Here is a 20,675-nt window from a genome sequence, read left to right as displayed (position 1 = left end):
ATGCGTGACCCCGTCGTCATCCCCGTCCGGTGCCGCGAACCGTGGACCGGAAGCCTAGGAGGGCGGGTCGGGCGGGGTGAGCTGTTCCAGCGGCGCCGGTCGCGCCAGCAGGTAGCCCTGGCCCTGGAGGCAGCCGGCCTCCAGCAGGGCGTCGCGCTGGGCCACGGTCTCGATGCCCTCGGCGATGACCTCCAGCTCCAGGCTGTGGCCGAGGGCGAGGATGGCCCGGGTGATCGTCGCCCCGCGGGAGGGCTGATCGACGTTGTCGACAAAGGAGCGGTCGATCTTCAGCCGGTCCACGGGTAGATCCTTGAGGTAACTGAGCGCCGAGTAGCCGGTGCCGAAATCGTCCACGGCCACGCGAACGCCGTGGCGGCGCAGTTCGTCGAGGCGGGCGATGACCCGCGTGTCGGTGTTCACCAGCAGGCTCTCGGTGATCTCCAGCTCCAGGCGGTCGGGCGGCAGCCCGGTCTCGTCCAGGGTGCTCAGCACGCGGCCGACGAAACCGGGATCGGCGAGCTCGGGGGCGGTGATGTTGACCGCCAGGCGCCCCCAGTCCCGCCCGTTGCGGAGCAGGGCCTGGTACTGCCGGCAGGCACGGCGCAGAACCCAGGCGCCGAGCTGGCCCATCAGACCGGCGTGCTCGGCCACCGGGATAAATCGCGCCGGCGAGATCGGACCGCGTTCCGGGTGCGGCCACCGCAACAGCGCCTCGAGCCCGATCCATTGCCCGCTGGCCAGGTCCGCCTGGGGCTGGAAGTGCAGGTCCAGGGCGTCGCTGGCCAGGGCCTGGCGCAGTTCGGCGCCGAGCTCGATGCGCTCGCGGGCGCGCTCGGTCAGCTCCTCGCTGAAGAAGCGGTAGCCCACGCCCTCGCTCTTGGCCTCGTACATGGCGGCGTCGGCCTGCTCGAGCAGTACGCTGGCGCCCTGGGCCTGGTCCGGGAAGGTGCTCAGGCCGACGCGCAGGGTGATGGGGATCTGGTGGCCCTCGATCTCCAGCGGTGCCTCGGCGGCGGCGATCAGCCGCTCGGCGGTGCCGGCGGCATCGTCGGTGCTGACCAGCTGGGGCAGCAGCACGCCGAACTCGTCGCCGCTGAGCCGTGCCACCGTGGCCGAGTCGCCCACGGCGGCGTCGAGCCGCTCGCCAATGATCCGCAGGGTGCGGTCGCCGATGGCGTGGCCGAGGCTGTCGTTGACGGCGCGGAAATCACTCAGATCGACGATCAGCACCGCCACCGTGCTGTCGCCGCCGCGCCGGCGCTGGCGCTGGTGCTGGCGCAGGGCCTGCTCCAGGCGGTCCTGGAAGAGCAGGCGGTTGGGCAGCTCGGTGAGCGGATCCAGATGCATGACCCGCTCGAGCTGGCTCTGGTACTCCTTGATCCGCGAGATGTCCGAGAACACCCCGATGTAGTGGGTGGGGTGGCCGGACTCGTCGCGCAGCTCGCGGATGGTGGCCAGCTCGGCGAAGGTGGTGCCGTCGTTGCGGCGGTTCCAGATCTCTCCGGTCCAGTAGCCGTGGCTGCGGATTGCCTCCCACATGGCCTCGTAGAAGGCCTGGCTGTGGAAGCCGGAGGCGAGGAAGCGGGGGTTGCGGCCGAGGGCCTGGTCCTCCTCGTAGCCGGTGATGCGGGTGAAGGCCCGGTTGACGGCGACGATGGTGGCCTCGGCGTCGGTGATGATCACCCCCTCGCGGGCCTCCTCGAAGACGATGGCCGCCTGGCGCAGCTCGCGCTCGACGCGCTTACGCTCGGTCACGTCGTGGAGGTTGAGGACGAAGGCCGGATCGCCCTCCCAGCGCATGGTCCGCGCCCGCATCTCGACGATCCGGCTGCCGCCTTCGCCGGTCCGCAGTTCGATCTCCTGGGGCGCCCCGGTCGCCACCGGGAAGCCGAAGACCTGGCCGATCAGCTCGGCGGGCGGGTGGCCGGTGAGGGTGCCGGCGGTGGCGTTGGCGTAGACGATCCGCCCGTGGTCATCCACCACCAGGATGCCCTCGGCGGTGTTGCTCAGGACCCGGTCGAGCTGGTGCTCGCGCTCGCGAGCGCGGGACTCGGCGACGCTCAGCCGGTGCTCGCGCCGGCGCTGCTCGGTGATGTCCTCGAGGATGTGCACCGACTGTCTGTAGCGGCCTTCGGCGTCGGTGACGGCGAACGAGCGCGAAATGAGGATCTCGCCGGTGGGCAGGGCCAGCTCCTCGGTGATCTCGCCGCTGCCCCGGCGTTCGCCGCAGCGGCCCTGCTCCATGGCGGCGCGGCAGCTGGGCAAGGGGCCGTCCCGGCGGGGGAAGACCTCCCAGTAGGGGCGCAGCCGGAACTCCTCCGGGGCCAGCCCGGCCCGCTCGGCGTAGGCCCGGTTGGCGGCGAGGATGCGGTAGTGCTCGTCGTGGATGAACACCGGCTCGGAGAGGGCGTCCAGGGCGCGCAGCCAGTCGCACGCCTCCGCCCCCTGGGCGGCGATGGTCACCGGGGTTGCCAGGACGGCACTGCGTTGATGCTGGGGGTCGCGACCGCTCGGCAAGGGCGGTTCCTCGCTGGTGCCAGTGCCGGGCCAGGAACCCGGCGATCCGTGATGTTGATACGCTATCACATCGACGAAACAGGGGAATGCCCGGGTGCGGCAATCCGATCACTGCGGTTGTCTTGACACGGTCTCCGGGGCGGGGCGCTGCCGCGTGCCACCGCCGCAGCGGAATATGCATAGGCCGAAGCGTCCTTTCACGGCGCTGTTGCGCGCGGCGTAGCCTCTCGACTCAGACGGCCCCGGATCCGGCGGGGCCGGTACCTATCGAGACGGGAGGCAACCATGTCGTCATCCATCACCCTGACCGCGCGGGGCAGTGCGGCCCCGATCGCCGGCTGGGCCAGCCTCGGCCTGCTTGCCGTCGGGGCGCTCTACCTTGGGGCATTCATCAGCCCCACGCAGGCCGCGCTGCTCATCGTCGGCGGTGCGCTGGGCGTGGTGCTCTACCACGCCGCCTTCGGGTTCACCGCCGCCTGGCGGGTGTTCATCAACGAGCGCCGCGGTCGCGGGCTGCGGGCGCAGATGATCATGCTGGCGGTGGCGGTCCTGCTCTTTTTCCCGCTGCTCGATGCCGGGTCGGCGTTCGGCAACGAGCTCAGCGGCTACGTCTTCCCGGTGGGCGTGGCCGTCGTGGTGGGGTCGTTCCTCTTCGGCCTCGGCATGCAGATCGGCGGCGGTTGCGCCTCGGGGACGCTGTTCACCGTCGGCGGTGGCAATGCCCGGATGGTCATCACGCTGCTCGGGTTCATCCTGGGCTCGGTGATCGCCACCCATCACGTGGACTGGTGGTGGGATCTGCCGGCCTTCGAGGCGGTCTCGGTGGTCGAGGGGCTGGGCGTGACCGGCGGCCTGGCCCTGAGCCTGGCGCTGTTCGCCACCATCTACGCCGGCACCGTGTACTTCGAACGCCGCCGCCACGGCGCGCTGGAACAGCCGGCGGCCGCTGGGCGCGCCGGCTGGCAACGGTTCCTGCGTGGCCCCTGGCCGCTGATCTGGGGGGCGGTGGCGCTGGCCGTGCTCAACGCGCTGACGCTGATCCTCTCCGGGCGGCCCTGGGGGATCACCGCCGCCTTCGCCCTTTGGGGTGCCAAGGGCTTCGAGGCGGTGGGCATCGAGGTGGCGCAGTGGGGCTACTGGCAGCTGCCGGGCAACGCCCGGGCGCTGGAGGCCAGCGTGCTGGCTGACGCCACCTCGGTGGTGAACTTCGGCATCATCCTCGGCGCGCTGCTCGCCGCGGTGCTCGCCGGGCGGCTGGCGCCGAGCCTGCGTATCCCGCCGCGGGCCCTGGCGGCATCGATCATCGGCGGGTTGCTGCTCGGCTACGGCGCGCGGCTGGCCTTCGGCTGCAACATCGGCGCCTATTTCGGCGGTATCGCCTCGGGCAGCCTGCACGGCTGGGTGTGGCTGATCTTCGCCTTCCTCGGCAACGTGGTCGGGGTGCGCCTGCGGCCCTGGTTCTTCGGCGAGGAGTCGCGGCAGCCGCGCCAGCCCGCCTCCTGCTGAGCGGAGTCCGCGGGGTGTACGCTGGGAAGGGGCCGGCCCGGTGCCGACGCGGGGCCGGCCCGCGATCATCAGGCGCCACGAGGGACGGCCATGAAGCTCAGGCAACTGCAGTTCATCCACGAGGTGGTCCACCGCAACCTGAACATCTCGGCGGCGGCGGACGCCCTGTACACGTCGCAGTCCGGGGTGAGCAAGCAGATCCAGGCCCTCGAGGATGAGCTCGGCGTCCAGATCTTCGTGCGCAGCGGCAAGAGCCTCTCCCACCTGACGCCGGCCGGCGAGCGCATCATCGAGGCCACCGCCCGGCTGCTCGAGGAAGCCCGCAACATCCGCGCCATCGCCGCCGACTACGCCGGCCAGGAGCGCGGCCAGCTGACCATCGCCACCACCCAGACCCAGGCCAAGTACGCCCTGCCGCGGGTCATCCAGCGCTTCCGTGCCCGCTATCCCAATGTCAGCCTGCACATGCACCAGGGCACGCCCATGCAGATCGCCGAGCTCGCCGCCCGGGGCGAGGCGGATTTCGCCATCGCCACCGAGGCCATGGAGCACTTCGAGGATCTGGTCATGATGCCCTGCTACCGCTGGAACCGGAGCGTGGTGGTCCCCGCCGACCACCCGCTGGCCGAGGCGGAGCCGCTGACCCTGGAGGCTCTGGCGGCCCACCCGCTGGTCACCTACGTCTTCGGTTTCACCGGGCGCTCGCAGCTCGATGAGGCCTTTCAGGGCGCCGGGCTGGCGCCGGAGGTGGCCTTCACCGCCACCGACGCCGAGGTGATCAAGACCTACGTGCAGCTGGGGGTCGGGGTGGGGATCATCGCCAGCATGGCCTTCGACCCCGATGCCGACGAGGGGCTGGTGGCCCGCGACGCCAGCCACCTCTTCGCCCCGAGCACCACGAGCATCGGCTTCCGCCGCGGCAGCCACCTGCGCGGCTTCATGTACGCCTTCATCCACCTCTTCGCGCCGCACCTGACCGAAGAGGTGGTCGAGCAGGCGATCCGGGCGCGCACGCCGGAGGCCCGCCGGGCGCTGCTCGAGGCGCTGGATCCCGCGCTGGACGCGGGTTCTCCCTGAAGTCGGCTCAGGCCTCGTCGGCGAACCCCGCGCCGACCGTCCGGATCAGCCGCTCGAGATCCTGGATCCGGAACGGCTTGACCAGGTACTCGCTGAAGCCCAGCTCCGCGGCGCGCTCACGCTGGGCGGGCAGGGCGTCGGCGCTGACCGCGACCACCGGCACCGCCGGAGCGATCCCCTGCCCGCGCAGTGACTCCATGACCTGGAAGCCGTCCATGTCCGGCAGGTGCAGGTCGAGCAGGATCAGATCGAAGGCCTGCTCCGCCGCGATGCCCAGCGCCGAGGCGCCGTCCTCCGCCTCGGTGAGTTCGGCGTCGCTGCGGTTGTCGATCAGACCGCGCACGAGCAGGCGATTGAGGAACTGGTCCTCCACGTAGAGGATGCGCACCGGTCGGATAGGGGGATGGTCCGCCATGGGCGACTCCGCCGCACGGGACGGCCTGGCGGCCCCTTCGGTCGGCGGGTCCGCCGCGGGCAGGCGCAGCTGAAAGCGGCTGCCCCGCTCGGGGCTGGAGTCCAGCAGCGCAAGGGTCCCCGCCATGAATGTCGCCAGTCGCTGGGCGATCAGCAGGCCGATGCCCGTCCCCTCGATGGTACCGCGGTCCTGGTCCAGCCGGTCGAAGGGCAGGAAGAGCCGTTCGCGCTTCTCCGGCGGGATGCCGATGCCGCTGTCGCTGACCACCACGGAGACCGCGTCGCCGTCCGCCTCCGGGCGGGCATCGAGGTGCACGGTGCCGCCGGGGCGGTTGTACTTGATGCCGTTGGTGAGCAGATTGAGCAGGATCTGCTTCAGTCGCATGGGATCGGCCTGCACCCAGAGATCGTCCGGGACCTCGACGGTCAGGGCGATCCGGTGCTCGCTGGCGTCCCCGCTGCACACCGCCAGGCAGTCCTCCGCCACGCTACACAGCTGCACGGCGGTGGGCGCGACGTGCATCTCCCCGGCCTCGATCCGCGCCAGATCCAGGACATCGTTGATCAGATCCCGCAGGTACCAGCCCGCCCTGAGGATGTCGCCGTAGTAGCGCTGCCGCGACTCGGCGGAGGGCTCCGAGTGCTCGGCGAGCAGCTGCGTGAAGCCGACGATGGCGTTGAGCGGCGTGCGCAGCTCGTGGCTCATCGAGGAGAGGAACTCCGTCTTCGCCTGGCTGGCCTGCTCGGCCTCCGTCTTGGCGGCGAGGAGTTCCGACTGGTAGGCCTCCTGACGGGTGACGTCGCCCTGGATGCCGATGAAGTGGGTCACCGTCCCGGCGGCGTTGCGGACCGGGTCGATACGCAGGTAATTGCGGAACGGGGAGCCGTCCTTGCGGTAGTTGGTCAGGACTACGCTTACCGGCTCCTGGCGGGAGAGGGCCGCGCGCAGGGTGTCCACGTCCGCGGGGTCCGTGTCCGGCCCCTGCAGGAAGCGGCAGTTGTGGCCGATGGCCTCTTCCGGCTCGTAGCCGGTGAGGGTCTTGAACGATCGGTTGCAGTAGGTCACCGGCAGCCCGGGGACCTGGGCATCGGCGACGACCACGCCCTCGGAAGTCGCATCGAGGGCCTGGGCCTGGAGGCGGACCTGGGTCTCGGCGCGCACGACGCTGGTGTAGTTGACCAGCAGCAGGATGCAGCCCTGCAGCCGGCTGGCGCGGCTCCAGTAGGGCAGCAGCCGCAGCAGGTGGTGCTCCCCCTGGCAATCCAGCCACTCCTCCAGCGTGTCGCCCTCGCGCAGGACGCGCTGGACGCGGTCGCCCCAGTCGTAGAGCCCGAGCTGCCCGGAGAGGATGCTCACCGGCTGCTCCAGCCAGTCCTCCTGCAGCTCCAGCAGGGACTGCGCCGCGGCGTTGAAGCGCTTGATCCGTGCGTGGGCGTCGAAGACCACCAGCCCCTCGCTGAGGCTGTCCATCACCGAGGCGAGGTCGTCGTACGCCTCGCTGAGTTCCTCGCTGCGCCGGTTCAGCTCCTCGTTGACGGTGGTCAGCTCTTCGTTGGTGGACTGCAGCTCCTCGTTGCTCGTCTCCAGCTCTTCGTTGGTGGACTGGAGTTCCTCGTTGGAGGACTGCAGCTCCTCATTGGTCGACTGCAGCTCCTCATTGGCCCGTTCCAACTCCTCGGTGACGACGCTCAGGTGCTCCCGCGTGGCCGTCAGCTCGCCGCGCAGGGTGTCGACGGTCCGCTGCGTCCGCTCGTCGCCCTCGGCGATCTCCGGCGGCGGCTCCTCGTAGGCACCGCGCTCGAAGAGGATCAGGTAGCAGACCGAGCCCTCGTCGGTGGCCGCCGGCAGCGGGGTGATCCGCAGGCGCACCCACTCAAGCTCCGGGCGCAGGCGCAGGGCGGTGCCCATCTGCGGGTGGCCCTCGCGGTGGCAGCGATTGAGCAGGGTGATCAGCTCCGAGCGCAGCTCCTCGCGGATCAGGGCCTGGACGCTCAGGCTGGCGTCGCCGTCGGGCAAGTGCATGTAGTTGCCCGCACCGCGGCTGCGCAGCACCGTCCCGGCGGCGGTGACCACGACGTGCTCCGGCGCGAAGAGCTCCTGCAGCCCCTCGGCGATGCGCTGATCCATCTGCGTGCGCCTGGACGCGGCCGGCGGTGGGGGGCTGCTGCGCTCTGGGGCTGGGCCGCCGTTGCCGAACTTCGGCGGGGTGGCACGGACATCGTTGCGCTTGCGGTAGAGCCGCTGCGCCCCGTCGATGGCGGTGTAGAGGTATTCTCGCCCGCTGATCCCCTCGGCCCGCCCCAGGAACAGGTGCCCGCCCGGGCGCAGCCCGTAGTGGAACAGCTCCAGGATCCGTTTCTGCGTATCGGGGCGCAGGTAGATCAGCAGGTTGCGGCAGCTGATCAGATCCAGGCGGGTGAAGGGCGGGTCGTTGAGCAGGTCCTGCCGGGCGAACACCATCATGTCGCGCAGCGGCTTGGCGGCGCGCACCCGATCGCCCTCGCGCACGAAGTAGCGCTCGAGCCAGGCGCCGGGCAGGTCGGCCACCGCCCCGGCGGGGTAGATCCCGCTGCGGGCCTCGGTCAGCGCCTCCTCGTCGAGGTCCGTGGCGAAGATCTGAACCGGGCGCGTGATCTCGTGCTGCGCCAGGGCTTCCTGGACCAGGATGGCGATGGAGTAGGCCTCCTCGCCGGTGGCGCAGCCGGGTACCCAGATGCGCAGCTCGGCGTCCTCGGAGCGCTGCCGGGCCAGCTCGCCGATGACGGTTTCCAGAGCCTGGAACGCCTCGCGGTCCCGGAAGAAGGCGGTCACTGAGATGAGCAGCTCGCGGATCAGCCGGTCCACCTCGCCCGGGTCCGTCTGGAGCAGCTGCTCGTAGTGCGCGGCGTCCCGTGCCCCGGTGGCCACCAGCCGTCGCTGCAGCCGGCGCTGCACCGTGGCCTCCCGGTAGGCACCGAGGTCCATCTGGCGCTCGCGGTAGACGCGCTGGCCGATGCGCTCCAGGGCGTCGCCGAGCGCCGGCTCCCGGTCGTCGGCCGGCTCGCCGCGGGCCAGGCGCGCCAGGCGCTCGGCCAGCCCGCGGCTGTCCGGCACGCTGTCCGCGCACCCGGTCTGCAGCGCGGCCCGCGGCATGCCGTCGTAGGCGGCGCTGGCCGGCTCCTGGGCAAACACCGCACCGCCGGCGGCCTTGATGGCGCGGGCGCCGGCGGCGCCGTCGGTACCGGTGCCCGACAGGACCACCCCGGCGCACAGCTCGTGGTACGCCTCGGCCATGGAGTGGAAGAGGCGGTCCGCCGAGGGCTTCGGTCGCACCGGGTCCGGGGGCTCGGTGAGCAGAATGCGCCCCCTGGAGATGGTGATGTCCTTATTGGCCGGGGTGACGTAAACGGTGTCCGGGGCCAGCTGATCGCCGTCTTCGGCGGTGTGGACGCTGAGCGCGGTCTCGCGGCTGAGCAGGTCGGTGAGGATGCTTCGGTGGTGGGGGGAGAGGTGCTGGGCGATGACGATGCTCAGACCCAGATCGCCCGGGAGCTCGCGGAGCAGGCCGCGGAGGGGTTCCAGCCCCCCGGCCGAGGCCGCAACGCCCACGATAAAGGGCGCGGGAGGGGACTCGGCGGGCGGCAGTCCTTGCGCACGCACGTCGGGCGACCTCTTTGTAAGCAGTTCCGTTCAATTAAGCACACCGGGGTGCAAAACCGCAACCGTCGAAAGGGAAGCAGGGCGCGAGGGCCCGGGGCCGGCGGCTAAAGCTGCGACTCGATGGGCAGCAGGCGCGCGAAACTGGCCACGAAGCGCCGCCACCATCCCGCCTTGGGGTCGCGCCGGTACGTGCGGGTGTCGTCCTCCCAGCGCAGGGCCCCGCGCTCGGAGAGGCGCACCCGGTAGGCGAAGCGCGGGTCGGTGGCCTGTTCGAAGATGGTCTCCAGCGCCGTGGCCATTTCGGAGTCGCGGACGAAGACGCCGAGCTCGGTGTTGATGTGCGCCGAGCGCGGATCGAGATTGAACGACCCGAGGAAGATCTCGTCGCCGTCGAAGACCGCCCCCTTGGTGTGCAGGCTCGCCCGCGAGGCGCCCAGGCCGAAGGCGGCGTCGGCCTGGTAGTGCTGCCAGGCGCTGGGGCGCAGCTCGTAGAGCGCCACGCCAGCCTCCAGCAGGGCGTGGCGGCGGCGGGCGTAGCCGCTGTGGGCCAGGGCCACATCGGTGGCGGCCAGCGAGTTGGTGAGCACCGAGACCGTCACGCCGCGCTGCGCCAGGCCGGTGAGTCCCGCCGTGCCCTCGGCGCCGGGTACGAAGTAGGGCGAGGCCAGCATCACGCGTTGGCGCAGCCGGCCAGGGCGGCCAACAAAACCAGCGCGGGCGCCACGTGCAGCGCCCGTCGCCGGCGGAGCGCATGGATCATGTTGGTCTCCCGGCGCCGAGCACGGCGTAGCGCGAGAAGCGGGCGTTGATCCACAGCGCGGCGACGATGATGCCCCCACCAACGGCCAGCCGCAGCAGATCGGCATCCGCGTCCCAGAGCAGCAGGTTGACCAGCAAGCCGGCGGGGACCAGCAGGTTATTCATCACCGCCAGTGTGCCACCGTCCACCACGCGGGCCCCCTGATTCCACAGATAGAGGCCCAGCCCCGAGGCCGCCAGGCCCAGCCAGAGCAGCACGCCCCACTGCAGCCCACTGTCGGGCATCAGGCCCGGGTCACCGAATACGGCGAAGCTCGGGGCGGCGACCAGCAGTGCGCCCAGGAAGAAGAAAAAGAAGACCCGGTAGGCCGGGGCGTCGATGGGGTGGCGCAGCAGCAGGTGCTTGTAGCCCACCTGTCCGGCGGCGAAGGCGGCGTTGGCCACCTGCAGCAGCAGGAAGCCGAGCAGGAACTCATCGGTGATGCCGTCGTAGCGGATCACCCCGGCGCCGAGCACCGCCAGACCCGCGGCGAGCAGCGCCACCGGCGCGAAGCGTCGGTGCAGTGCGTCGTCGAGCAGGGCGACGTAGAGCGGCGTGGTGATGGTGAACAGCAGCACCTCCGGCACCGTCAGATAGGCGAAGGAGCGGTACAGGCACAGGTAGGTCACCCCGAACTGCAGGGCGCCGAGGAGCATCAGCCCGCCGGCGAGCGACGGTGACAGGCCCCGAAAGCGCGCCAGGGGCAGGAAGACCAGCGCGGCCAGCGCCACCCGGCTGAGGACGGCGAAGTCGTCATCCACCTGCCCGGAGAGGTACTCGCCGATCAGGCTGAAGGAGAAGGCCCAGAGCAGGGTGACCAGGAGCAGGTACGGCATCGATCGCGGTTGTCGGGTCTGTGTGTGCGGCCGGCGTAGTGTTGGCGACAGCGGCGGGCGTGACAAGGCCTGCGGAGCGCACGCGCGCCCCGCGCTGCGGCCTACGGCGCGCCAACGGCGCAGCCGCTGCGCCGCCGCAGGGGTGGACGTGGGCGGGCAGCGCGGCAGAATAGGGCGTTAACCGCCTGTTAGCCGTCGCAGCGCACGGTGGCGCACACCCTGGAGGCGAATATTGGATAAAGCGACCCTCGGCGGGCTGCTGGTCGGCATCACCATCATCGTCACGGCCATCGCCGCCAGCGGCGATGCGGCACAGTTCCTCTACCTGCCGGCGGTGCTCATCGTCTTCGGCGGCACCTTCTCGGCGACGCTGATCAAGTTCTCGCTCCAACAAGTCATCAACTCGGTGCGGGTAGCCGGCCAGGCCTTCAAACGGCGTCAGGACGACCCCGCCGCGCTCATCGCCCAGACCAAGGAGCTGGCCACCCAGGTCCGCAAGCACGGCTTCCTGGTCCTGGAGGACGCCGAGGTCGACAACCCCTTCTTCCGCAAGGCGCTGGACCTGACGGTGGACGGCGTCGAGCCGGAGCTGGTGCAGCGCATCCTGCGCGAGGAGCTGGAGCTGTCCATGCAGCGCCACGAGGAGGGGCAGCGTATCTTCCGCAGCATGGGCGAGCAGGCCCCGGCCTTCGGCATGATCGGCACCCTCGTCGGGCTGGTGCAGATGCTCGGCAACCTGGAAGACCCGGAGGCCATCGGGCCGGGTATGGCCGTGGCGCTGCTGACCACCCTCTACGGCGCGCTGTTCGCCCAGCTCGTCGCCCTGCCCATCGCCGACAACCTGGAGGTCCGGGCGCAGCGGGAGTACACCAACAACCTGCTGATCATCGACGCCGTGACCTGCATCCACAAGCGCTACAACTCGCGGCTGATCGACGAGGTGCTGTCCAACTACCTGCCGCCGAGCCAGCGCGGGGCCGTGGCCGCCCCCGCCGGGCAGACGGCCGCGGAGGGTTCCGGGAACCAGGGATGAGATACCGCAGTAAGGCCACCGCGCGCGGCTCGCCCGCCTGGATGACCACCTTCGCCGACCTCATGGCGGTGCTGGTGGTCTTCTTCGTCATGCTCTACAGCATGTCTGTGATCGACAACGAACGCTACCAGCAGCTCGCCGAGTCCCTGCGCCAGGTCCTCGGGCCCGCGGTGGTGCAGGAGGACACGCCGCAGGCCGCGCCGACGGTGGTAGACCTGGAGGGGCCGGCACCGACCCCGGAGCAGGAGGTCCGGGATGACCTGCCGCCTTCGGATCCGGAGTACGACGAGACGGCGGAGATCCTCGAGGCGCTGCAGGACGCCCTGGCCGAGGAACTCGCCGCCGGCGAGGTGGAGCTGGGCGAGGGCGAGGACGGCGTACTACTGCGCTTCCCCGAGCGGGCCGCCTTCGCGCTGGGCAGCAAGGAGATCAGCGACCCCTTCGTGCCGGTGCTCGAGCGGGTCGCCGGCGTGCTGTCGGATACCCCGGGGTTGATCCGGGTGACCGGACACACCGACGACATCCCCATCCGCAGCGACCGCTTTCGCTCCAACTTTGAGCTCTCCACCGCCCGGGCGATCTCGGTGGTGCACGTGTTCAAGGACGCGGGGATCACGCCGGAACGGCTGATCGCCCAGGGCCACGGCGAGACGCGGCCGCTGGAGCCCAACGACACCCCCGAGCAGCGCGCCCGCAACCGGCGTGTGGACGTGCACCTGATCGAAGCGGACGACTGACCCGCGCGGGGCCGCCGGCGCCGGGTGGGCCCCGGGGCGTGGTACCTTTGAATGCTTTGAGCAAGCGGAGTCTCGGATGGCCAGTGGCAATGGTGGGGGCGTGGAGCGCGGCATCGGCGGACACGAAATCGCGCCGGCGGAGCTGCTGGAGATGGTCGAGGCCGCCCCCGAGCTGGTCGGCGTCGCGGACCTGCGCGGTGGCTGCGAGCTTTACCGAAACCCGGCCATGCGCCGGATCATGGGCGAGCCGCGCCCGGACAAGCCCTTGGAGCAGCGCATCGCCGATTCGCACCCGGAGTGGGCGACCCGGCGCGTCCTCGATGAGGGGCTTCCGGCGGCGCGGCGCGACGGGGTCTGGCAGGGCGAGACTGCGGTGCTCTGCGTGGAGGACGGCCGCTCGATCCCGGTGCTGCAGACGCTGATCATCCACAGGGATGAGCACGGTGAGGCGCAGCGCTGTTCGACCATCATCCGCGAGCTGACCGAACAGAAAGAGACCGAGCACGCGCTGCGCAAGAGTGAGGAGCGCTACCGCCGCTTCCTCGAGGGCTTTCTGGGGATTGCCTATCAGATCGATCCGGAGGATTACCGGATTCTTCTGCTTAGCGGGGCCGTGGAGTCGATCACCGGCTACGACCGAGCCTACCTGCTGGATCGGACGAGCTGTTGGTCGGATCTGATCCACCCGGATGACCGCGAGCGCGTCGATGTCGAGGACGCCGCCATCCGGAGCCGGGGGGAGCGGGTGGGGGATCTGCGCTATCGGATCCGCCACCGGGATGGCTCCACCCGCTGGGTCCGGGATATCTGGCAGATGGTGGAGCTGCCGGCCAACGGGCGCCAGGTCTTCCAGGGCGCGCTCTACGACATCACCGAACGCATGGAGCTTGAGCGGGCGCGCAAGCAGGCGGACCGAGACCGCAGCACCTTCCTCGCTGCGGTCAGCCACGACCTGCGCACGCCGCTCAACGCCGTGGTTGGCTTCACCGGGCTGCTTGAGGATACCCGGCTCGACGACGAGCAGCGCCGCTACGTGGAGCTGTGCCGCACCGCCAGCCAAACCCTGCTCGGGCTGGTGGACACCCTGCTCAGCCTGTCGCGGCTCGAGGCCGGCGAACTCCGGCTCGAGCGCGAGCCGTTCGAGCTGCGCGCCTACCTGGCCGACGAGAGCAAGCTGCTGGAGGCCCTGGCCGCCGAGCAGGGGCTGGCGCTGACGCTGACCGTCGATCCGGCGGTCCCGGAGTGGGTCGAGGGGGACGCCGTACGCTTCGGTCAGGTGCTCTACAACCTGGCGAATAACGCCATCAAGTTCACCGAGCAGGGCAGTGTGACCATCACCGTGGCCCCGGCGGACGGCGATGACCGGCTGCTGGTGGCGGTTACCGACACCGGGCCGGGGATCTCCGAGACGGATCAGCAGCGCATCTTCCGCGCCTTCACCCAGGGCGACGATGTCTTCCGCCGGCAGGAGGGCAGCGGGCTGGGACTGACCATCTGCAAGGAGCTGGTTCGCCTGATGGGCGGTGAGCTCGGGGTGCAGAGCACCCCGGGGGCCGGATCGACCTTCCATTTCACAGCTCGTCTGCCGGCAACGGAGCCCCCGGCGGATGGTGACGCTGCGCCGGCCGCAGCCCCGACGGCCAAGGGGGCCGCGACGGACGCGCCGCTGCAGGTGCTGGTGGCCGAGGACGAGCCAACCAACGCCCTGTTGATCCGAACCCTTCTGGAGCAGCAGACGTGCCGGGTCACGGTGGTCGAAGACGGCGAGGCGGTGGTTGCGCAGTGGGAGCGGGAGCGCCCCGATCTGCTCCTGCTGGACGTCCAGATGCCCGGCATGGATGGGTGCCAGGCCCTCGGGATCCTGCGCGAGCGTGAGGCGCAGCGCGGCTGGTCCCGCACGCCGGTGGTGATGTGCACCGCCCACGCCGTGGAGCAGGTCTGGGAGGACTGCGCCCGCCAGGGCAGTGATGCCACCCTGACCAAGCCCCTCGACCGCGACGAACTCTCGCGTGTGCTCGAGTGGGTCCGCCGGGGCGGCACCGGCCGCGGCTGACGGTGGTGCAGGGCCCGGGGCGCCTGAAAGCCCCGTGTGGCGCCGCTCTCGGTGGCCAACGGCCCGGTTTCCCTGGGGCTGGTGCCTTGAAATTGTGCAATCGAAGCGGTACCGTTCAGCGCCTTTCCCCCGGGGCTGCCCCAGTTTTGTGCGTCCGAGCCCGTGCAGGCGGGGTGGTCGTGGCCCTTCGCACGACGAAACGGAGCCTGATTCCCCATGTCCCAACCCGAAACGGCGGGTAACCGCCAGGCTGTGCCCGAACGCGAGATTCGCGGCAACGAGCGCACCGTGATGGTGCTCTCGGGTGGCTTCGTCCTGGCCTTCATCGCCATGGCGGCGCTGGATCTGGACTGGCTGAGCGCCGCGGTGGACACCACCTTCGGTTACGCCACGCAGTACTTCGGCGCGTACTGGCAGCTGCTGATGCTCGCCACTTTCCTGATCGCCCTGGTCATGGCCTTCAGCCCGCTGGGCCGGCTGCGGGTCGGCAACGACCAGCCGGATTACAGCAACTTCTCCTGGCTGGCCATGATCATGGCCACGCTGCTCGCCGGCGGCGGCGTCTTCTGGGCGGCCGCCGAGCCCATCGCCCACTTCATGGACCCGGCGCCGCTGTTCGCCGCCGAGCTGGGCATCGAGGGCGGCGAGGAGGGGGCGGCCGTCCCCGCGCTGGCGCAGAGCTTCATGCACTGGGGCTTCCTGGCCTGGTCGATCCTCGGCGCGCTGACCGGCGGCATGCTCATGCAGCTCCACTACCACCGGGGCTGGCCGCTGAAGCCGCGCACGCTGCTCTACCCGCTCTTTGGCGAGCGCATCATGCACGGCACGCCGGGGGCGATCGTCGACACCTTCTGCGTGATCGCCGTGGTGGCCGGTACGGTGGGGCCGCTCGGCTTCCTCGGGCTGCAGGTGGCCTACGGGCTGAGCGATCTCTTCGGGCTGCCGGATAGCGTGTGGCTGCCCGCGGCGGTGCTGCTGGCGGTAATCCCCATCTACCTGTTCTCGGCGATCACCGGGCTGAACCGCGGCATCCGCATGCTCAGCCGCTTCAACGTGATGCTGGCGCTGTTCCTGGCCGCCTTCATCCTGCTCTTCGGCCCGACGGCGTTCATCATCGACGGCTTCGTCCAGGGCATGGGCGCCTACGTGGACAACCTGGTGCCCATGGCCACCTTCCGCGAGGATCCGGCCTGGCTGGACTGGTGGACCGTCTTCTTCTGGGGCTGGTTCATGGGCTACGGGCCGCTGATGGCGATCTTCGTCGCGCGGATCTCGCGCGGGCGCACCATCCGCCAGATCGTGCTGGCCATGTCGGTGCTCGCCCCGGTGGCCACCTGCTTCTGGTTCGCCATCGTCGGCGGCTCCGGGATCGCCTTCGAGCTGGCCACGCCCGGCGCCGTCTCCGAGCCGTACCACGAGGCCGGGCTGCCCGCGGCGATGATGGCGATCGCGCAGCAGCTGCCCTTCGGTGCGATCATCGCCGTCCTCTTCCTGGTGCTGACCACCATCTTCGTGGCTACCACCTCGGACTCGATGACCTACACCATCTCGCTGACCATGAGCGAGGGCGACGAGCCGGCCACCTGGCTGCGGGTCTTCTGGGGCCTGGTGCTCGGCGTGATGGCGATGATCCTCATGCTTATGGGCGAGGGCAGCATCACCGCGCTGCAGTCGTTCATCGTAGTCACCGCCGTGCCGGTGTCGCTGATCCTGCTGCCGTCGCTGTGGTACGCGCCGCGCATGGCGATGCACCTGGCTGACGGTGAGGAGCCGGCCATCGACGGTGAGCCGGCCCGGGCGGAGAAGCCGGCCGGGCGCTGAACGGCGCCCGACTCCGGCACGGAGTCCACCCACCCACCGGAACGGAGGGAGGCATCGCGGCCTTGGCAGGCGGATCCGAATACCTGCGGTTCGTTATTGAGAACCGTCGCTTTCTCGGATTCGGTCTGCTGGCCGCGGCCCTCTCCGGCTTCGGGCAGACCTTCTTCGTCTCGCTGTTCAGCGAGCCGATCCGCGCCACCTTCGACCTGGGCCACGGCGGCTTCGGCCTCTACTACGGCATCGCCACCCTGGGCAGTGCCGCGGCGGTGGTCTGGCTGGGTCGGGCGCTGGATCGTATCGACCTGCGCGTCTTTGCCGCCGCCACCGTAATCGGCCTGGCCGCCGGGGCGTTGCTGCTTGGTGTGGCGGAGCACGCGGCCGTTCTCCTGCTGGCACTCCTGCTGCTGCGACTCAGCGGCCAGGGGCTGATGACCCACATGGCCTTCAGCAGCATGGCGCGCTACTTCGACGCCCGGCGCGGCCGCGCCCTGGGCCTTGCCGCCCTGGGCCTGCCGGCGGCCGAGGCGGTGCTGCCGGCCAGTGCCGTGGTGCTGATGGCCTTCCTGGCGTGGCAGCAGGTATGGCTGCTGGTGGCCGCATTACTGTTGTTCATCGGATTGCCGGCGCTGCTGGTTCTGCTGCGCGGTCACGGCACCCGGCGCCGACGCATCGAGCGCCTGGCTGATGAGCAGCCGGCCGGCGCCGGCTGGCGGCGCCGCGACGTGCTCCGCGACCGGCGGATGTGGTTCTACCTGCCCGGGGTGCTGGCCGCCCCCACGGCGGTGACCTTCCTCTTCTTCCATCAGGTCCACATCGCCGACACCCGCGGTTGGCCGCTGGAGCTGATGGCCGCCTCGTTCCTCGGTTTCGCCGCCGCCCACGTGGTGGGACTGCTCTTCGGCGGGCCGTGGGTGGATCGGATCACCGCCCGCCGCGCCCTGCCGCTGGCCCTGCTGCCGCTGCTCACCGGGTTGACGCTCGCCGCAGTGTTCACCGGACCCTGGGTGGTGCCGGCCTATATGCTCTTGGCCGGTCTTTCCGCCGGCGTCGGTGCCCCGGCCATCAACGCCCTGTGGGCGGAGCTCTACGGCATCCACAACCTCGGCGGCATTCGCGCCCTGGCCCACGCCGCCATGTCCTTCGCCACCGCGCTCTCGCCGCCGGCCACGGGGCTGCTGCTCGACTGGGGGGTGCCGGTGGGTGTGGAACGCTAAAGCCTAGATAGGATGGGCCCGCAGCGAGGGTTGCGCGCCCTGGCGGATGCTCGCCCGTCGCTATGGGCGGTTCCGGGAAGAGGATAAGGGAATGGACTTCTTTGCTGTGTTGGACCCGCTCATGGGAATGCTGTGGTACCTGGTGCCCGCGGTCGTCCTCGTGCTCGTTGTGCGGACGCCCTGGTTCAAGGGTGCGCTCGGCGAGGTAGTAATCAACCTGCTGATTCGTCTTTCTCTCGACCGAGAGTCGTATCACCTGATCCGCAACGTCACGCTACCCACTGCGGACGGGACGACTCAAATCGATCATATCATCGTATCGGTTTATGGGGTCTTCGTTGTGGAGACCAAGAACATGAAGGGCTGGATATACGGGAAGCCGAACCAGAAAACCTGGACGCAAAAGATCTACAGGCACTCCAGAAAATTTCAGAATCCCCTGCGCCAGAACAACAAGCATGTCCGCGCCCTGCAGCAGCTGCTGGATTTAAGGGATGATCAGGTATTCTCTGTGGTGGTGTTCATCGGGGAGGGTCGGTTCAAGACTGATATGCCGGACAACGTGACCTACGGCAGGGGGGTGATCCGGTATATCAAGTCAAAAAAGCGGCCGATTTTACCGGAAGATGAGGTGGAAAAGATCATCCAAGCGATCGAGCAGGGTAGGCTGGTTCGGTCCATCAAGACCGACTTGCGACACCGAAGGAATGTTCAGGAGCGGGTTTCTGGGAGATGAACGCTGTTTTGGCCGCCGCCGGGCACAACATCCGGCTCCTGCTGCGGGCCATGCCAGCTCTTTTGCGCGTTCTACTGGGGTGGCTGCTCTCGCGTCTGGGTGGTTAGCGCCCGCTGGTGGGCGCACCGGAATCCGCCGGCGTTCCGGCATAGCCGGTTATTCAGAACCGACTATTTAGGGGTGAGCTGGATTGTGCCGATTTGTGAAAGAGGAGGTACCCCCCGAAGATAATATCGGGGGATATAAGACCAAGGTGACTGTCCCTCAGTCACTACTAGGGACGGTAAGACACGCATTTCTTTGGCCGACGATATTGCCAGCTTCGACATCGGGGACCGTGAAATGAGCGCCTTCGCAATCATCTCTGTTGTCCTCGCTTATGTCGAGGTCGCTTGCCGAATCCCACGGATAGTTATCCCAATCATCAATAAGGTCGTCAAGATTGCTTTCTGCAAAAGTGCCACCGGGCCACGTGCCGCCGGAAAGTGCCTCGTCGGTTGCTACATTGCTGGCTCCTGAAGCTGCAGCCGTAGCAAGAGATGCAAGCTGGGTACGCTCCTGAAGACCCGTAAACTGCGGCACCGCAATCGCCGCCAGAATACCCAGAACAACCAAAACAATAACCAACTCAATCAACGTGAACCCTTCCTCACGCTGACGGCGGCGGCGCGGCTCGCTGCTCATGCGATGCACATGCTGCTTGGCGAGTTCGACGAGGGTCATCGAGCGATGTCCCTGAAGCTGCTTCGTTGTGTCTTTCATCAATGGGGGTCTCCCGGTTCCGGTTCGATCCAATGGGGCGCGACCGTCGCTTGGGTCCGTCTCCCTGATGTCGGTGAGAACGGTGCGCGGCGCGCCTTGGGGACAGTCTACGCTGGGCAGCGCCCCTTGTGAATGTACTTGTGGATTGTGGGGGCGTTGGTGTCGGGGCGCGGTTCGGTGGGAGCCGCGTGAGTGGGTGGGGTGGTCGGTCCGTGCCGGTTGCGATACGGTTGCAGTCATGCGGCACCGTGTCGCTTCATGGCGGTGCCCTCACCAGGGCTACGGAAAGGGCCCCTGCATGGCAAGGATGGATCGCGCGCTGGCGTTGGCCCTGACGCGCTGGCAACACCCCGCCGGCCTGCGCCGCTGGCTGGCCGTGGCCGGGATCGCTACCCTCGTCGCCGCGACCACGTTCCTAGTCTGGCAGACCGGCGGTATCCGGTACGCGTTCTCCCACATCATGTACCTGCCCGTGCTGCTCGGCGCCGCGCTCTTCGGTGCCGCCGGCGGTGTGGCCGCGGGGCTGGCCGGCGGGCTCGCTCTGGGGCCGGGGATGCCCATCGATACCGCCACCGGCGAGATGCAGGACCCGGTCAACTGGATCTACCGCACTGCCTTTTTTGTCTTTGTCGGCGGTGTGGTGGGCATGCTCGGTCAGGCGGTGGCCCGCCTGCTCGGCGAGGACCCGGTCAGCGGGGCGCCGAGCCAGCAGCCGCTGCGCCAGGCGCTGGAGCGGACGCTGGAGCCGCCGGTATCCGGACACGCCCCGCGGCGCCTCTCGGTGCTGGTGGCCATCTTCGACAACTACACCGAGCTGGTGAACACCTTCGGCCCGGAGGTGGGCGTGCGGCTGATTGGTGGCGTGGTGCAGCGGCTCCAGGCCTCGTGCCAGGGCGATGCCGGGGTCTACCACCTCCACGGGGAGCGGTTCGCGGTGGTCGTCGACGGGGAGCGGCTGGATGATGTCCGCGCGCGCATCCGCGCGCATTTTATGGAGCCCCTGGTCGCCGATGGGGTGCCGCTCTACGTGAACCTGACCTTCGGGCGGGCCGACCATCCGGAGCACGGCGCCAGCGCCGAGGAGCTGATCCAGCGCGCGACCATCGCCGCCGATCTGGCCAGCCGGCGGGGCGAGCGCGAGCGCGTTTACGATGCCGGCAGTGATCAGACCAGCCGCGAGAACCTGGTGCTGCTCAGCGGCTTCCGGCGTGCGGTCTCCCACGGTGAGCTCTGCCTCTACCACCAGCCCAAATGGCACCTGGAGCAGGAGAGGGTGGTGGGTACCGAGGCGCTGCTGCGCTGGCAGCATCCGGAGCACGGCTTGTTGACCCCGGTGCGTTTCATCCCGCAGCTGGAGAGCAGCCACCTGATCCACGAGCTGACGCCCTGGGTGGTCTCCGCCGCGCTGCGCGATCTGGCTGAGCTCCAGCGCGACGGTCGCCCCTGGCACGTGGCGTTGAACCTCTCCGCACGCAACCTCAACGACGACGGACTGATCGGCGATCTGGAGCGGGCGCTCGCGGAGACCGG

The 20,675-nt window shown here is 69.5% G+C and carries 14 protein-coding genes (1 of these 14 cut by a window edge); 9 read left to right on the top strand and 5 right to left on the bottom strand.

Annotation, left to right across the window (positions count from 1 at the left end; translation table 11 throughout):
• Positions 1-54: 54 nt before the first annotated feature.
• A complete protein-coding gene (locus tag CCR79_RS04720) occupies positions 55-2,517 on the bottom strand; it encodes a sensor domain-containing protein (RefSeq protein ID WP_201169294.1) in 2,463 nt (820 codons plus the stop codon).
• Positions 2,518-2,802: 285 nt separating this feature from the next.
• On the opposite strand from CCR79_RS04720, the gene CCR79_RS04715 reads away from it, so the two are divergent.
• Positions 2,803-4,023, top strand: a complete 1,221-nt coding sequence (locus CCR79_RS04715) for a YeeE/YedE family protein (RefSeq protein ID WP_201169291.1) — start codon at positions 2,803-2,805, stop codon at positions 4,021-4,023.
• A gap of 90 nt (positions 4,024-4,113) precedes the next feature.
• Positions 4,114-5,100: an HTH-type transcriptional regulator CysB gene (cysB, locus tag CCR79_RS04710; RefSeq protein ID WP_201169288.1), complete on the top strand. Its 987-nt coding sequence runs from the start codon at positions 4,114-4,116 to the stop codon at positions 5,098-5,100.
• A 7-nt stretch (positions 5,101-5,107) separates the two neighbouring features.
• Here cysB and CCR79_RS04705 read toward each other — a convergent pair whose 3' ends face one another.
• The 3 genes from CCR79_RS04705 to CCR79_RS04695 form a co-directional block, all read right to left on the bottom strand.
• On the bottom strand, positions 5,108-9,154 hold the full coding sequence (locus CCR79_RS04705) for a chemotaxis protein CheB (RefSeq protein WP_201169279.1): 4,047 nt from the start codon (positions 9,152-9,154) through the stop codon (positions 5,108-5,110).
• A gap of 104 nt (positions 9,155-9,258) precedes the next feature.
• Positions 9,259-9,825 carry a phospholipase D-like domain-containing protein gene (locus CCR79_RS04700; protein ID WP_242510826.1) on the bottom strand — a complete coding sequence of 189 codons (567 nt, stop codon included), beginning with the start codon at positions 9,823-9,825 and terminating at the stop codon, positions 9,259-9,261.
• Positions 9,826-9,910: 85 nt separating this feature from the next.
• The gene (locus tag CCR79_RS04695; protein WP_201169276.1) at positions 9,911-10,789 is read right to left on the bottom strand and encodes an EamA family transporter; all 879 of its coding nucleotides are present in this window, start codon (positions 10,787-10,789) and stop codon (positions 9,911-9,913) included.
• Between the two features lie 232 nt (positions 10,790-11,021).
• Between CCR79_RS04695 and CCR79_RS04690 the strand changes: the two genes are divergently transcribed.
• From CCR79_RS04690 to CCR79_RS04665, 6 genes are all read left to right on the top strand, one after another.
• A complete protein-coding gene (locus CCR79_RS04690) occupies positions 11,022-11,822 on the top strand; it encodes a MotA/TolQ/ExbB proton channel family protein (protein ID WP_201169273.1) in 801 nt (266 codons plus the stop codon).
• On the top strand, positions 11,819-12,559 hold the full coding sequence (locus CCR79_RS04685; protein WP_201169270.1) for a flagellar motor protein MotB: 741 nt from the start codon (positions 11,819-11,821) through the stop codon (positions 12,557-12,559). The genes CCR79_RS04690 and CCR79_RS04685 overlap by 4 nt, the downstream gene beginning before the upstream one ends.
• A 76-nt stretch (positions 12,560-12,635) precedes the next feature.
• The gene (locus CCR79_RS04680; RefSeq protein ID WP_201169268.1) at positions 12,636-14,612 is read left to right on the top strand and encodes an ATP-binding protein; all 1,977 of its coding nucleotides are present in this window, start codon (positions 12,636-12,638) and stop codon (positions 14,610-14,612) included.
• A gap of 216 nt (positions 14,613-14,828) precedes the next feature.
• Positions 14,829-16,433 (top strand): BCCT family transporter, encoded by a 1,605-nt coding sequence (locus tag CCR79_RS04675; protein WP_201169267.1) that lies wholly within the window; start codon positions 14,829-14,831, stop codon positions 16,431-16,433.
• Positions 16,434-16,495: 62 nt separating this feature from the next.
• Positions 16,496-17,647: an MFS transporter gene (locus tag CCR79_RS04670; RefSeq protein WP_201169266.1), complete on the top strand. Its 1,152-nt coding sequence runs from the start codon at positions 16,496-16,498 to the stop codon at positions 17,645-17,647.
• 91 nt (positions 17,648-17,738) lie between these two features.
• Complete coding sequence (locus CCR79_RS04665) at positions 17,739-18,383, top strand: nuclease-related domain-containing protein (RefSeq protein ID WP_201169265.1); 645 nt, start codon at positions 17,739-17,741, stop codon at positions 18,381-18,383.
• Between the two features lie 264 nt (positions 18,384-18,647).
• Here the strand turns inward: CCR79_RS04665 and CCR79_RS13795 are convergent, their stop codons facing one another.
• The gene (locus CCR79_RS13795; protein WP_274601234.1) at positions 18,648-19,145 is read right to left on the bottom strand and encodes a type II secretion system protein; all 498 of its coding nucleotides are present in this window, start codon (positions 19,143-19,145) and stop codon (positions 18,648-18,650) included.
• Positions 19,146-19,443: 298 nt separating this feature from the next.
• On the opposite strand from CCR79_RS13795, the gene CCR79_RS04655 reads away from it, so the two are divergent.
• Positions 19,444-20,675 carry the 5' portion of a putative bifunctional diguanylate cyclase/phosphodiesterase gene (locus tag CCR79_RS04655; protein WP_201169264.1) on the top strand. It continues 460 nt past the right edge of the window, so 1,232 of the gene's 1,692 nt are visible here — the first part of the coding sequence; the start codon lies at positions 19,444-19,446; its stop codon lies beyond the right edge, outside the window.

Origin of the sequence: Halorhodospira halophila (genome assembly GCF_016653405.1) — a bacterium.
Taxonomy (GTDB): Bacteria; Pseudomonadota; Gammaproteobacteria; order Nitrococcales; family Halorhodospiraceae; genus Halorhodospira; species Halorhodospira halophila_A.
Note: the sequence above shows the minus strand (reverse complement) of the source record. Positions and strands in the feature narration are given on the sequence as shown.

Excerpts from the sequence above, each read along its gene's own strand:
- CCR79_RS04675 (WP_201169267.1), top strand. The coding sequence starts at position 14,829 with ATGTCCCAACCCGAAACGGCGGGTAACCGCCAGGCTGTGCCCGAACGC.
- CCR79_RS04695 (WP_201169276.1), bottom strand. The coding sequence starts at position 10,789 with ATGCCGTACCTGCTCCTGGTCACCCTGCTCTGGGCCTTCTCCTTCAGC.
- CCR79_RS04715 (WP_201169291.1), top strand. The coding sequence starts at position 2,803 with ATGTCGTCATCCATCACCCTGACCGCGCGGGGCAGTGCGGCCCCGATC.
- CCR79_RS13795 (WP_274601234.1), bottom strand. The coding sequence starts at position 19,145 with ATGAAAGACACAACGAAGCAGCTTCAGGGACATCGCTCGATGACCCTC.
- CCR79_RS04680 (WP_201169268.1), top strand. The coding sequence starts at position 12,636 with ATGGCCAGTGGCAATGGTGGGGGCGTGGAGCGCGGCATCGGCGGACAC.
- CCR79_RS04665 (WP_201169265.1), top strand. The coding sequence starts at position 17,739 with ATGGACTTCTTTGCTGTGTTGGACCCGCTCATGGGAATGCTGTGGTAC.
- CCR79_RS04700 (WP_242510826.1), bottom strand. The coding sequence starts at position 9,825 with ATGCTGGCCTCGCCCTACTTCGTACCCGGCGCCGAGGGCACGGCGGGA.
- cysB (WP_201169288.1), top strand. The coding sequence starts at position 4,114 with ATGAAGCTCAGGCAACTGCAGTTCATCCACGAGGTGGTCCACCGCAAC.
- CCR79_RS04685 (WP_201169270.1), top strand. The coding sequence starts at position 11,819 with ATGAGATACCGCAGTAAGGCCACCGCGCGCGGCTCGCCCGCCTGGATG.